Origin of the sequence: Butyricicoccus sp. AF35-5AC (assembly GCF_003477715.1) — a bacterium.
Lineage (GTDB): Bacteria > Bacillota > Clostridia > Oscillospirales > Butyricicoccaceae > Agathobaculum > Agathobaculum butyriciproducens.
The window spans coordinates 371,525-384,613 of the sequence record NZ_QUDX01000001.1; the positions used below are offsets into that span (position 1 = coordinate 371,525).

The window sequence follows — 13,089 nt, forward strand, 5'->3', positions numbered from 1 at the left end:
CAGATGCTTGGCATCTGCTCTTTTTATGTTTATAGGAATGTCGAAAGAAAATCAGACATATCGGTGATTTCGTTACCGTCCTCATCATAATAGGTGCTTTCCGTATCCCACAAAATGATTTTGCTGCCCTTGGGCGGAGTAGCGGCCGGTGCGGTATCTGTCGGAGACGCGGTAAGTGTGCTTCTGCGCACCAGCTTGCTCTTGTTTTTGACCTGTTCGGTGCGCGTAAAGCTGAGACTGCGCAGCTTGCCGGAGAATTCAATTGTCGTAATAGACTGCGTATACCAGTTGGTATAGCTGCTCGATGTAGAACCGGAGATCGAACCGTTCGACGTATCCAGCGTATACTTTATTGTGCTGGTTGAAGTATCAGGATCGCTGCCGAGCATATCCTGCAGATCAATATTGGCGGTATAACGCGAACCGCTGCGCGTGAACAGACTGTCGCCTGCAAGTGCTTCCCAGTTGCGGCATTCCTCGTAGGCATCGGCAAAGAGTTTAGACCATTCGTACCCATAGGTGTTTTTTTCGCTGTTGATGACGATGGATTCACCGACTGTATTCACCTTGCCCTGTGCCAGTTCGGACCAGCGTTCGACAAAATCGGTTGCGCCGAATACGGTGTCCATCGTTGCAACATTGACCCATGCACCGTTTTTCATGGCGGTGCGTTCTTCAGGACGGTCCTTTTCCGTGCCGCGGTACATCTCCGACAGGGCAGGACTGCGCATGTAAAAGCAGCCGGCACCGGAGTCACTGCCGCACAAATCAACTTGCAGATTTTTGAGCGTGCTCTTGTCAGAACTGCGCAGTGTGCGGAAGATGGACCACTCAAACGAATCATCCGTAACAGAGGGGATAGAGGAATAATTCGGATAATATTCACTGGGAAGATCGCTCAAATCAGCGGATAGATGGACTTCTGCGGCATTTTCATCGGTCAGTGCGTTGATTTTTGCACTTGCGCGATAGGACTTGTCTCCTGCGATGGAATCATACAGAGTGTAGTCAGTCGAAACATTGATGGTGCTGCTCAGTGCCTTTGCATTCTGACCGTAGGACGGCTGTGCTTTGAGCCACTGGTTGAGCACAGTAAAGTGACTGTCAATGTCTGCAATCAGTGCATCGCGGTCATACAAAACAGCGGTCTGCACACTGTTCTCCCACTGCACGGTCAGTCCGAAGCCTTCCGCGAAAAAGCGTACCGGAACATAAGTGCGGCCCTTCTTCTTGTACGGTGCGGAATCAACAGCGGTGGTCTTGATAACCTTGCCGGTGCTGTCATCGGTTATGGTTAGCTGCTTGCCGCCGAGCGAGAAAGCAAGCGTCTGTCCGTTCTTCTTAGCGGTGATTGCGCCTGCGTTGTAGTCTACTTCAGCGCCGAGCGCCTCGGCAATCGCGCGGAAGGGAACCATGGTACGGTTGTTGGCCTTCTCCGGCTGGGCGTCCGGGAATTTGACGGCCTGACCGTTCAGCTGCACCGCAAGCTGCTCGGACCGGTAATCGGCGGTCTGTATCATTTCTCTTGCAGCCTGACGGCAGTAGTCGTCCATATCTTTCCACTGGCCGTAGTCGATATAGCGGTACAGCGTGTCCATATCTTCCAGACCGAAATAGGAAAATCCGAGCGATGGATCGGCGTGCAGCTGCTGTACATACCGGCGGAACATATCGCTGGCAGTATCGTAATCAAAATGAACGAAATTGCCGAGATAGCTGCGGGTAAAATCCTCCGCACTGTCGTACCCGAACTGCTTGTACATCGGCGGTGTGGTGTCCAGCGCAAGCGCGCTCGGCGCAGAGCCTGCCAGCAGCAGTGCCGCCAGTGCCGCAGAGGCAAATCGTTTCATCTTTTTCATGTCGTAACCCCCTCATGTTGGTGTTACTACCATTGTACAGGAAATCGGTAGGGGTTGTCTACCTGTAACCTGACGCAAATTGGCAGAGAAAAATCGGCATATTGCCCATGCAGCCGCATAGGGTAGAGCAAGGGAGGGCACTGCTATGTTTATCACGATCACACGCACGGGTCTGCGCCGAATCGGTATGGGACTTAGCGCTTTTGCGGTTCTGACTGCGGTTTTCATTCTGTTTCCGCGCGAAAATACTGAGCCAACAGCCGCCGAACAGGCGGTTCCCGCGTCTGTCAGCGACTGGGGATTATCGTTCCAGACCGAGGGACAGCCGCCGGTCGGCAATGTCTCCGCCGAGGAACTGCGGCAGTACAACGCGTTTTACGTCGGTGATACGAGCAAAAAGACCATCTACCTGACGTTCGACGCGGGCTACGAGAACGGCTGCACGCCTGCTATTCTGGATGCGCTCAAAAAGCATAACGCGCCTGCCTGCTTTTTCGTGGTGGGAAACTTTATTGATACCGCACCGGATCTCGTAAAGCGCATGGCCGCAGAAGGGCATATTGTGGGCAATCACACGCTGCACCATCCGGATATGTCCGGCATTGCGGATAAGAGCGCGTTTACGGCGGAGCTGAACGGTCTTGAGGAGAAATACACCGCGCTGACCGGTCAGCCGATGCAGAAATTTTATCGTCCGCCGCAGGGCAAGTTCAGCGAGGAGAATCTCCGGCAGGCGCAGGAGCTGGGGTATACCACGGTTTTCTGGTCGCTCGCGTATGTGGACTGGTATACGGATAACCAGCCAACCGATGAGCAGGCATTCTCCAAGCTGCTTCCGCGGATACATAACGGGGCCATCGTGCTGCTGCATTCCACCAGTGAGACCAATGCGAGGATTCTCGATGAATTGCTGACCAAGTGGGAGAGTGCGGGTTATACCTTTGGCGCACTGACAGACCTTGCATCCGGCTAAACCGCAGGGGTACGGCTCGGCGCACCGCAGGTAACGATTGGTACGCGTTATCCCGTAGGGGAGCACAGTGTGCTCCCACGCAACACCAAATCACACGGTTCACGGGCGAACACTGTTCGCCCCTACGGTTACGCAGCTGCAGATGGTTTACAAACGGTGCGCCGAGGTACGGGAAAACGATATGGTAAAATAAAACCCTCTCTGGATTTTCAGAGAGGGTTTTGTGCATTGTTTGCTTTTACGGCATCATCACGCGGCCTTCAAACTCGGCGCGGCGCTTGATGTCCTTCATGACGGTATCGAACTGGTTGAGGTCGAGCGACTGCGCACCGTCGCAGAGGGCGTGTGCAGGATCGTTATGCGCCTCGATGATCAGGCCGTCAGCACCGGCAGCGATGGCTGCGCGGGACAGCGGCTGCACCATATCACGGCGGCCTGCTGCGTGGGACGGGTCGATGATGATGGGCAGGTGGCTGAACATTTTAACCAGCGGGACAGCGGAGATATCCAGATTATTGCGGATCAGCTTTTCAAAAGTACGGATGCCGCGCTCGCACAGGATAACATTGGTATTGCCGCCTGCGAAAATGTACTCGGCAGCCATGAGGAACTCCTCCATGGTGGCGGACAGACCGCGCTTGAGGAGGATCGGCTTGTTGCAGCGGCCCAGCTCCTTGAGCAGCATGAAGTTCTGCATGTTGCGGGCACCAAGCTGGATGATATCCACATCCGCGAACAGGTCGAGGTGCTTTTCGCTCATGATCTCGGTGACGATCGGCAGACCGGTCTGACGCTTTGCCTCGAGCAGCAGCTTGAGACCCTCGGCCTCCAGACCCTGGAACGAGTACGGGGAGGTACGCGGCTTGAATGCGCCGCCGCGCAGGAAGGATGCACCGGCAGCCTTGACGCGCTCGGCACACTCGACGATCTGTGCTTCGTTTTCGACCGAGCACGGACCTGCCATAACATTGAAGTAGCCGGTGCCGATCTTGCGGCCCGCAACCTCGATGATCGTGTCCTCGGGATGGAATTTGCGGTTGACGGCCTTAAACGGCTCGGTCACGCGCTGTACACGCTCGACCACGTCATACGCCATAATGTCCCTTTCATCGAGCCGGGTCGTGTCGCCCATCAGGCCCAGGATGGTGGTGTCTGCGCCCTCGGAATAGTTGATCCGCAGCCCCATATCCGTGAAATGCTGCATCAGTTTTTCGACATGTCCTTTGTCGCTGTTTTGTTTGAGTACAACGATCATTTCAGTTCACTCCTTCACAATGTGATAAATTTTAAGCAAGATTTACGGTACGCTTAAATTTTTTCAGCTTTTTTACAGCGTACGATTTGAAGTATACCATATCAGAGGGCAAAAAGAAAGAGCGATTTACGACAAATCGCCCTTTGATTTTCCACGCTTTTTGCACATGGTTGCATTCTGCTAACCGGATGCTTACGATGCGTTTGCCGCCTCATCGGCCTTCAGCTCCTTGTATTTGGCGGTTACTGCGCTGAAGAATTCATCCCAGCGGCCGCTGTTGATGAGGGTGGACGGGCAGATTTTGCCCGAAAAGTCCTGATGCTTTTTCAGTGCCTTGGACGGGTTCAGGTCGTACTCGATCAGCAGCCGCGCGCACAGCTTTTCGGTGTTGATGAGCGTCTGTTCGTAGTTGCCGTCCGAGTTGACGCACATTTCAATGCCGATGCCGTTCATGTTGCCGCCGTTCTTCTCCATGCCGTCGCCTGCGTGATAGGCAGTTTCATCATCCGGCAGATGGTGGTAGATCTCGTGATCGTCCACCGTGTAGTGCCACGAAACAATGCCCTCCTCGGCGTTGGCGTTCTGGTGGATGAACGAGTTGTGCGCGGCCGCATTTGCGCCGGTGCCGGTGTTGTCGGTCTCGTGGATGACAAGATACTTGATCTCGCGCTTCTGTCCCGGACGGGCGCGTGTGCCCTCGGGAAGAAAGTCGGTCATCACCGGAATATCCTCAATGTAGGTCAGACCGGCGTCGGCCTGCGGCTCGCGGAACACGATCCTCTGTGTCAGCATGCCCGCCGCAAACGACACGATCATCAGTCCGACTGTCAGCATCAGGCTGACCCGAAGTCCCTTGCTTCTCTTTTTGCGTGCCATGATTCACCTTATCTTTTCAGAATGATATCGTCTTACTGTTCCATTGTACTACGTTTTACGCGATTTTTCAAAACAAAGACTGTAAACTTTTTGTGATGGCGGCACCGTATATGCGGATTCGGTATCAAATTCGTAAAATTTGCAAGATGAACTTGCATTTGCACGCGGATTCCCTTATAATAAAAGTTATTCGGAGAGGCGAAGCCTTTCAGCAGAATTTCTTTGACCGCCCGGTTTCTGCGCGAAAACGGTGCCAAGGCCATACGGACAGCCGGGTCAAATGCCGAAACTGGCAACTTTGTTGCCTTATTGAATTTTATAAGTTGGCTGACTAAAAGCCGTGTGCCGCGGGCGCATCACACTTGTGAAACGATCAATAAGAGTACAAAGGCAACACCTACAATGAAGACTGCGGCGCTTTGCGGCACAAAATTTACTCGCAAATCGCTCTTGCTTCATTATGCGGTATTGCCTAAAAGTAACGATTCTTGCTATATAGACTCTTTCCTCTTCCATAAAACCTACGGAATGTGCAGAAGCATCTGCAAAAAGAGAATGATCATCCCCAAGTGAAAGCGTACCGTGTGTACCCCTTTCGCCTGGGGATTTTTTGGTATTGTGAGGATATGAAATGCAGAACAAGCTTAAACTTTACGGGTTCAACAACCTGACCAAGGCGCTGTCCTTCAACATTTATGATGTCTGCTATGCAAAGACCGAGCGCGAACAGCGTGACTACATCAAATATATCGACCAGCAGTACAACTCCGAACGACTGACCGGCATTCTCGAGCGGGTGACCGAGATGATCGGTGCGCATGTGCTGCACATTTCCAAGCAGGATTATGACCCGCAGGGCGCCTCCGTAACCTTTCTCATCGCGGAGGAGCACATGAAGCCGGCCCTCGAGCCGGATACCATCGTTGCGCACCTCGATAAGAGCCACGTTACCGTGCATACCTATCCGGAGTACCATCCGGATACCTGCCTTGCCACCTTCCGCGTGGATATTGACGTAGCCACCTGCGGTGAGATCACGCCGCTGTCTACGCTCGATTACCTCATCGGCTCGTTCGATTCGGATATCATCACCATGGACTACCGCGTGCGCGGCTTTACCCGCGATATCGAGGGTAAAAAGCTGTTCATGGATCACCATATGACGTCCATTCAGGACTTTATCGACCCGAAAACGCTCGAGCGGTACGACGCATACGACATTAACGTGTACCAGTCCAATCTGTTCCACACGAGAATGCTGCTCAAGGAGGTCGATCTGCAGAACTACCTGTTCAATACCGACATCTATGAGCTGCCGCCGAAAACAAGACTCAAGATTCACTCCGACCTCAGACGAGAGATGATTGAGATTTTCTCGGGGAAGAACATCTACTGATTTCGATTGAAAATACATTTTCAATCGAGAAAGACAAACCGAACGATGTTCGGTTTTGTCTCACAATAAACTTTGCGCGTCGCTGCGCGGCACACAAAGTTTATTCCTTGTATAAAAACCGTGATACATGCTCCCGGTTTTTATCAATCTGCTGCGCAGATTGTATTTCATGCGCGCTTCGCGCGAAAGCGCAGCATATCATTCTCTGCCGAAAGAAGGCATTTTTATGGATCAATCCCGCGCGCCGATCATGGAGGCGCTCGAAAACTTCAAAGACATGCGTATTGTGCCGTTCGATGTGCCCGGACACAAGCGCGGACGCGGCTCGCCGGAATTAACGAAATTCCTCGGTCAGCAGTGCATGACGGTGGACGTCAATTCGATGAAGCCGCTCGACAATCTGTGCCACCCGACCAGCGTTATCCGCGAGGCCGAGGAGCTGGCGGCGGATGCGTTCGGTGCGGCGCACGCCTTCCTGATGGTGGGCGGCACGACGAGCAGCGTACAGGCGATGATCCTGTCCGTTGTCAAGCGCGGAGACGAGATCATCCTGCCGCGCAACGTACACCGCAGCGTCATCAACGCATTGGTGCTGACCGGCGCGATTCCGGTTTACGTCAACCCGCAGATGAACGACCGGCTTGGCATTTCGCTCGGCATGTCGGTCGCGGATGTGAAGGCCGCCATTGAAAAGCACCCGTCCGCAAAGGCGGTGCTCGTCAACAACCCGACCTATTACGGCATCTGCTCGAACATTCGGGAAATCGTAAGGCTCGCGCACGCGGCAGGCATGAAGGTGCTCGCTGATGAGGCGCACGGCACGCATTTCTACTTCGGTGAAAATATGCCGGTCTCCGCGATGGCGGCGGGCGCGGATTTAGCATCCGTTTCCATGCACAAGTCGGGCGGCTCGCTCACGCAGTCCAGCTTTCTGCTGTGCGGTCCGTCCATGAACGCGGAGCACGTTCGCCAGATTATAAACCTGACCCAGACGACCTCCGGTTCGTACCTGCTGATGGTCAGTCTGGATATTTCGCGCAAAAACCTTGCGCTGCACGGAAAAGAGATTTTCCGAAAAGTCGTTGACCTGACGACCTATGCGCGTGAGGAGATTAACGCCATCGGGGACTACTACGCCTACGGCAGCGAGCTCATCAACGGCGACACCGTGTACGATTTCGACACGACCAAGCTGGCGGTGAACACACTGGACGTTGGTCTGGCGGGCATCGAGGTGTACGACATTCTGCGCGATTTTTACGATATTCAGACCGAGTTCGGTGATCTCGGCAACCTGCTCGCCTATGTTTCGGTGGGCGACCGTGAGCGCGACCTGGAACGTCTGGTAGCCGCTCTGGCGGACATTCGCCGCCGCTACAAGCGCGACAAGGCGACGCTCATGCGGCAGGAGTATATCTCTCCGCAGGTGGTCGCCGGCCCGCAGGAGGCGTTCTACGCGGACAAGAAGGCCATGCCGCTCGAGGAGTCGGTCGGACGCATCTGCGCGGAGTTTGTCATGTGCTATCCGCCCGGCATCCCGATCCTCGCGCCCGGTGAGCGTATCACCCGCGATATTCTTGATTATATTCGCTACGCCAAGGAAAAGAACTGCATGCTGCTCGGCACCGAGGACCCCGAGGTGAACAACCTGCAGGTCATCCGCGGCGTTGTCAGCCCGGAATAAAAGGAGCGTTTCACCCATGCAACTTACCTTTACTGAAATGCACACGCCGACGGTTGGGCTGCAGATACAGGTAGACCGTCAGCTTTACACCGAACAGAGCGATTTTCAGCGCATCGACGTGTTTGAATGCGAGGAATTCGGTCGGTTTCTCACGCTTGACGGCTACATGATGCTGACCGAGCGGGACGAGTTCATCTATCACGAAATGATGGTGCATGTGCCGCTGGCCGTGCTCGGTGAGAAGATTAAAAAGGTGCTCGTCATCGGCGGCGGTGACGGCGGCTGTGTCCGCGAGCTGTGCCGCTATCAGCACATCGAGCATATCGACCTTGTGGAGATCGACGAGCGCGTTGTTGCGGTCTGCAAGGAGTACCTGCCCGGTGTGGCGTGCTCACTGGACGACCCGCGCGTGCACATTCTCTATCAGGACGGCCTGAAATATATCCGCCGCATCGAGGACGAGTACGACCTTATCATCATCGACTCGACCGACCCGTTTGGACCGGGCGAGGGCCTGTTTACGATGGAATTTTACGGCAACTGCTACAAGGCGCTCAAGGAGCACGGCGTGCTCGTCAATCAGCACGAAAGCCCGTTCTACAAGGGCGATGCACTGGCGTGCCAGAGAGCGCACCGCAATATCGTGCACTCGTTTGAGCTGAGCCGTCTGTTTCAGGCGCATATCCCGACCTACCCGTCCGGACACTGGCTGTTCGGCTTTTCGTCGCGCGGCGTGCATCCGGTGCGCGATCTGAATCCGGACTGGTGGAACAGTCTGGGACTGGAAACCAAATATTACAATACCAATCTGCACAAGGGCGCGTTCTATCTGCCGAATTATGTGCAGAAGCTGCTGGAAAAGGTGGAAGAATAACGGAATCGTTAGAAAACCGCTCCGGTTTGGATTGGGTAGCCGCTTTGCAAGCGGGTTCGCCCCTTCCGGGCGGCAGCCTTTTTCTCTGCACCGGCTGAGCGGGGGACGCGAACTGCGTTAGCGTGTTCGCCCCTAACGGGCGGGGAGGTTTTCGCTGAACCTCAGCGGGGAGTGCGCTGACGCCGCGCGGGCGCACAAGAGGGTAGACACCTACGGTTTCCACCCTCTTGTGAATCACCCCTTTCCCTTGTTGGGATAGCTTGGGTGCAGACGGTAGACTGCGTAAGCAGGAAAAGGACGCGACAGTCGGGTTACCTCAGCGTGTCTTTCTCCACCTTTTCGCAGTTCACAGACAGCGTACTGCTACACATGCGGGTTACTCAACGCAGAGCGCGGCATAACAGTGCCGCGCAAATCCTTGGCACGTTGTAACGCACGGCACCTGCGAGGCTAAATTGCACCGAACACCTAATCCGTAGGTGCTGTCCGCAAACTCCAGACTTACGAGTTGCGCGGCACGGGTATGCCGCGCCTGCTGGAAGTAGCCGACCTGTGTAGCAGTACGGTATCTGACACTGCGAACAGGTTGCGAAAGACACGGAAGAAAAAATCCTCTGTCGTACTCCTTTTCGGAGCGGTCACATATAGGAAATCTGCACCGGAATATCCCCAAGGGAAAGGGGTGATTCACAAGAGGGTGGAAACCGCAGGTGTCTACCCTCTTGTGCCCCCGCCGGGTAGGCGCACTCCCCGCTGAGGTTCAGCGAAAAAACTGCTGCCCGTTAGGGGCGAACCCGCCTACGGCAGTTCGAGTACCCCGGTCAGCCGGTGCAGAGAAAAAGGCTGCCGCCCGCGCAGTTCCGTTCGCTTCTCAAGCGGCAGTTTAACAAATAAAGACCATTCAATAAATCTCAATTATATATACAGTTAAAAATGAGGAGGAATTAACAATGGGAAGAGCATTGATCATCGGCTGCGGCGGTGTTGCCGGCGTAGTTATCCACAAGTGCTGCCAGAACAGCGACGTTTTTGAGGAAATCATGATCGCATCCCGCACCAAGAGCAAGTGCGATGCGATTAAGGAGAAGCTGGACGGTACGACCGCAACCAAGATCCGCACCGCAAAGGTGGACGCGGACAACGTGGACGAGCTGTGCGCGCTCATCGACGAGTACAAGCCGGACATCGTGATGAACATTGCGCTGCCGTATCAGGACCTGACCATCATGGATGCGTGCCTCAAGTGCGGCGTAAACTACATGGATACGGCAAACTACGAGCCGGAGGACACCGACGATCCGGAGTGGCGCGCCATTTACGAGAAGCGCTGCAAGGACGAGGGCTTTACCGCGTACTTTGACTACTCCTGGCAGTGGGCGTACAAGAAGAAGTTTGAGGAGGCCGGTCTGACCGCTCTGCTCGGCTCCGGCTTTGACCCGGGCGTAACGCAGGCGTACTGCGCTTACGCACAGAAGCACCTGTTCGATGAAATCGACACCATCGACATCCTGGACTGCAACGGCGGCGACCACGGCTATCCGTTCGCGACCAACTTCAACCCGGAGATCAATCTGCGTGAGGTATCCGCGCCCGGCTCGTACTGGGAGAACGGTCACTGGGTTGAAATCCCGGCGATGAGCATCAAGCGCGAGTACGACTTCGATCAGGTCGGCCACAAGGACATGTACCTGCTCCACCACGAGGAGATCGAGTCCCTCGCCAAGAATATTCCGGGCGTGCAGCGCATCCGCTTCTTCATGACCTTCGGTCAGTCCTACCTGACCCACATGAACTGCCTTGAGAACGTTGGCATGCTGTCCACCACCCCGATCGAGTTTGAGGGCCACCAGATCGTGCCGATCCAGTTCCTCAAGGCGCTGCTGCCCGATCCGGCAACGCTCGGTCCGCGCACCAAGGGCAAGACCAACATCGGCTGCATTTTCACCGGCAAGAAGGACGGCAAGGAAAAGACCGCCTACATTTACAACGTCTGCGACCACGAGGAGTGCTACCGCGAGGTCGGCTCGCAGGCCATCAGCTACACCACCGGCGTTCCGGCGATGATCGGCGCGGCGATGCTGCTGACCGGCAAGTGGAACAAGCCGGGCGTGTACACGGTCGAGGAGTTTGATCCCGATCCGTACATGGAGGCGCTGAACAAGTGGGGTCTGCCGTGGCAGATCAACGACAAGCCGGTACTGGTGGACTGATATGAAATTTACTGAGCTTCCTACGCCCTGCTACCTGCTCGATGAAAACCGTCTGGTGCAGAATCTGGCCGTCCTGCGGGACGTTGCCAGACGCACCGGCGCGAAGATCCTGCTGGCGCAGAAGGCGTTCTCGATGTTTTCCGTGTACCCGCTGATTCGGGAGTATCTGGCGGGCACAACGGCCTCCGGTCTGTACGAGGCACGGCTCGGTCATGAGGAATTCGGCGGCGAGACCCATGTCTACGCGCCGGCCTACGCGGAGGGCGAGTTCCGCGAGCTTCTGGAGTACGCCGACCACATTGTGTTCAACTCGTTCACGCAGTGGAAGGCCTACGGCAGCCTTGCCCGCGCGGCAGGGAAGAGCTGCGGCCTGCGGCTCAATCCGGAGTGCTCCACGCAGCCGAGCGACCACGCGATGTACGACCCGTGCGGTCCGGATTCGCGCCTCGGCATTACGATAGAGAATTTTCAGCCGGAGCTGCTCGACGGCATTGAGGGCTTCCATTTCCACACGCTCTGCGAGCAGAATTCGGACGATCTGGTGCGGACTGTCGCTGCATTTGAGCAGAATTTCGGTCAGTATATGGATGGCCTGAAATGGATCAACCTCGGCGGCGGCCACCATATCACCCGCGCGGATTACGATGTGGAAACGTTGGTGCACTGCATTGATTATCTGCAGAAAAAGTACAAGGTGCAGGTTTATCTGGAGCCGGGCGAGGCCGTTGTGCTGAATGCGGGCTATCTGGTCGCCACCGTGCTTGAGGTGATGCACAACCATAAGGACATTGCGATTCTGGATACCTCGGCGGCGTGCCACATGCCGGACGTGCTCGAGGTGCCGTACCGTCCGCCGGTGTACCGCGGCGGCGAGCCGGGGAAGAAGGCGTTCACCTATCTGCTGACCGGCCGCTCCTGCCTCGCAGGCGACGTCATCGGTGAGTATTCGTTCGATGTGGCGCTCGGCGCCGGTGAGCAGGTCGTGTTCGAGGACATGGCGCTCTACACCATGGTCAAGACCAATACGTTTAACGGCATGCCGCTGCCGCTCATCGCGGTAAGACGCGCCGACGGCACGGATGAGGTCGTGCGGATGTTCGGGTATGAGGAGTTCAAGCGGAGACTTTCGTAAGTTCCTGCCGAAACGGGGAAGTGTCGCTTGAGAAGCGAACGGAACGTGTGCGGGCGGCCGCCTGTTTCTCTGCACCGGCTGAGCGGGGGGCGCGAACTGCGTGAGCGTGTTCGCCCCTGACGGGCGGGGAGGTTTTCGCTGAACCTCAGCGGGGAGTGCGCCTTCCCGGCGGGGGCACAAGAGGGTAGACACCTGCGGTTTCCACCCTCTTGTGAATCACCCCTTTCCCTTGGAGGGTCTGGCGCAGATTGCCGACATGTGACCGCTGCGAAATAGGGGAACGGCAGTCGGGTTACCGAAGCGTGTCTTTCTCCGCCTTTTCGCAGTTCACAGACAACGTACTGCTACACATACGGTTTACTCTACGCAGGCGCGGCATAACCGTGCCGCGCAACTCTTTAACACGTTATACCGCATGGCACCTACGAATTAAGCGTTTGGTACAATTTATCTTCGCAGGCTCTGTCCATTATAACGTGCTGACGACTTGCGCGACACTGTTATGTCGCGCCTGCTTAGATGAAATCACATGTGTAGCAGTAATGTATCTGACACTGCGAATATGTTGAGAAAGACACGGAAGAAAAAATCCTCTGTCGTTCCCCTTTTCGAAGCGGTCACATATAGGAAATCTGCGCCAGATTAGGAAGCAAGGGAAAGGTAGGAGTTCAAAGAGGAAGGGAAACCGTAGGTGTCCCTTCCTTTTTGCCCCCGCGGCGGGCCGCGGCACGTTCCCGCCGTCCGCAGACGGCGAATCCCCCGCTGAGGTTCAGCGGAAAACTCTCCGCCCGGAAAGGGACGAACACGCTTGCGCAGTTCGAGTACCCCGC

9 protein-coding genes are annotated in these 13,089 nt (G+C 55.6%); 6 read left to right on the top strand and 3 right to left on the bottom strand.

Going from position 1 to position 13,089, the window contains the following annotated elements; translation table 11 throughout:
* Positions 1 to 29: 29 nt before the first annotated feature.
* The gene (locus tag DWZ82_RS01760; RefSeq protein WP_118478302.1) at positions 30 to 1,859 is read right to left on the bottom strand and encodes a copper amine oxidase N-terminal domain-containing protein; all 1,830 of its coding nucleotides are present in this window, start codon (positions 1,857 to 1,859) and stop codon (positions 30 to 32) included.
* Positions 1,860 to 2,004: 145 nt separating this feature from the next.
* Between DWZ82_RS01760 and DWZ82_RS01765 the strand changes: the two genes are divergently transcribed.
* A complete protein-coding gene (locus DWZ82_RS01765) occupies positions 2,005 to 2,832 on the top strand; it encodes a polysaccharide deacetylase family protein (RefSeq protein ID WP_118478304.1) in 828 nt (275 codons plus the stop codon).
* 238 nt (positions 2,833 to 3,070) lie between these two features.
* Here DWZ82_RS01765 and aroF read toward each other — a convergent pair whose 3' ends face one another.
* Together aroF and DWZ82_RS01775 are read right to left on the bottom strand one after the other, a co-directional pair.
* Positions 3,071 to 4,087 (bottom strand): 3-deoxy-7-phosphoheptulonate synthase, encoded by a 1,017-nt coding sequence (aroF, locus tag DWZ82_RS01770; RefSeq protein WP_118478306.1) that lies wholly within the window; start codon positions 4,085 to 4,087, stop codon positions 3,071 to 3,073.
* 192 nt (positions 4,088 to 4,279) lie between these two features.
* Complete coding sequence (locus DWZ82_RS01775) at positions 4,280 to 4,963, bottom strand: peptidoglycan recognition protein family protein (protein WP_118478308.1); 684 nt, start codon at positions 4,961 to 4,963, stop codon at positions 4,280 to 4,282.
* 631 nt (positions 4,964 to 5,594) lie between these two features.
* Between DWZ82_RS01775 and speD the strand changes: the two genes are divergently transcribed.
* From speD to nspC, 5 genes are all read left to right on the top strand, one after another.
* The gene (gene speD / locus DWZ82_RS01780; RefSeq protein ID WP_110435194.1) at positions 5,595 to 6,359 is read left to right on the top strand and encodes an adenosylmethionine decarboxylase; all 765 of its coding nucleotides are present in this window, start codon (positions 5,595 to 5,597) and stop codon (positions 6,357 to 6,359) included.
* Between the two features lie 226 nt (positions 6,360 to 6,585).
* The gene (locus DWZ82_RS01785; RefSeq protein WP_117491390.1) at positions 6,586 to 8,043 is read left to right on the top strand and encodes an aminotransferase class I/II-fold pyridoxal phosphate-dependent enzyme; all 1,458 of its coding nucleotides are present in this window, start codon (positions 6,586 to 6,588) and stop codon (positions 8,041 to 8,043) included.
* A gap of 16 nt (positions 8,044 to 8,059) precedes the next feature.
* The gene (gene speE / locus DWZ82_RS01790; protein WP_118478310.1) at positions 8,060 to 8,917 is read left to right on the top strand and encodes a polyamine aminopropyltransferase; all 858 of its coding nucleotides are present in this window, start codon (positions 8,060 to 8,062) and stop codon (positions 8,915 to 8,917) included.
* A gap of 950 nt (positions 8,918 to 9,867) precedes the next feature.
* Positions 9,868 to 11,127, top strand: a complete 1,260-nt coding sequence (locus DWZ82_RS01795) for a saccharopine dehydrogenase family protein (RefSeq protein ID WP_118361766.1) — start codon at positions 9,868 to 9,870, stop codon at positions 11,125 to 11,127.
* 1 nt (position 11,128) lies between these two features.
* Positions 11,129 to 12,259: a carboxynorspermidine decarboxylase gene (gene nspC / locus DWZ82_RS01800; protein WP_118478312.1), complete on the top strand. Its 1,131-nt coding sequence runs from the start codon at positions 11,129 to 11,131 to the stop codon at positions 12,257 to 12,259.
* Positions 12,260 to 13,089 lie beyond the last annotated feature (830 nt).

Excerpts from the sequence above, each read along its gene's own strand:
- DWZ82_RS01760 (WP_118478302.1), bottom strand. The coding sequence starts at position 1,859 with ATGAAAAAGATGAAACGATTTGCCTCTGCGGCACTGGCGGCACTGCTG.
- DWZ82_RS01765 (WP_118478304.1), top strand. The coding sequence starts at position 2,005 with ATGTTTATCACGATCACACGCACGGGTCTGCGCCGAATCGGTATGGGA.
- aroF (WP_118478306.1), bottom strand. The coding sequence starts at position 4,087 with ATGATCGTTGTACTCAAACAAAACAGCGACAAAGGACATGTCGAAAAA.
- DWZ82_RS01775 (WP_118478308.1), bottom strand. The coding sequence starts at position 4,963 with ATGGCACGCAAAAAGAGAAGCAAGGGACTTCGGGTCAGCCTGATGCTG.
- speD (WP_110435194.1), top strand. The coding sequence starts at position 5,595 with ATGCAGAACAAGCTTAAACTTTACGGGTTCAACAACCTGACCAAGGCG.
- DWZ82_RS01785 (WP_117491390.1), top strand. The coding sequence starts at position 6,586 with ATGGATCAATCCCGCGCGCCGATCATGGAGGCGCTCGAAAACTTCAAA.
- speE (WP_118478310.1), top strand. The coding sequence starts at position 8,060 with ATGCAACTTACCTTTACTGAAATGCACACGCCGACGGTTGGGCTGCAG.
- DWZ82_RS01795 (WP_118361766.1), top strand. The coding sequence starts at position 9,868 with ATGGGAAGAGCATTGATCATCGGCTGCGGCGGTGTTGCCGGCGTAGTT.
- nspC (WP_118478312.1), top strand. The coding sequence starts at position 11,129 with ATGAAATTTACTGAGCTTCCTACGCCCTGCTACCTGCTCGATGAAAAC.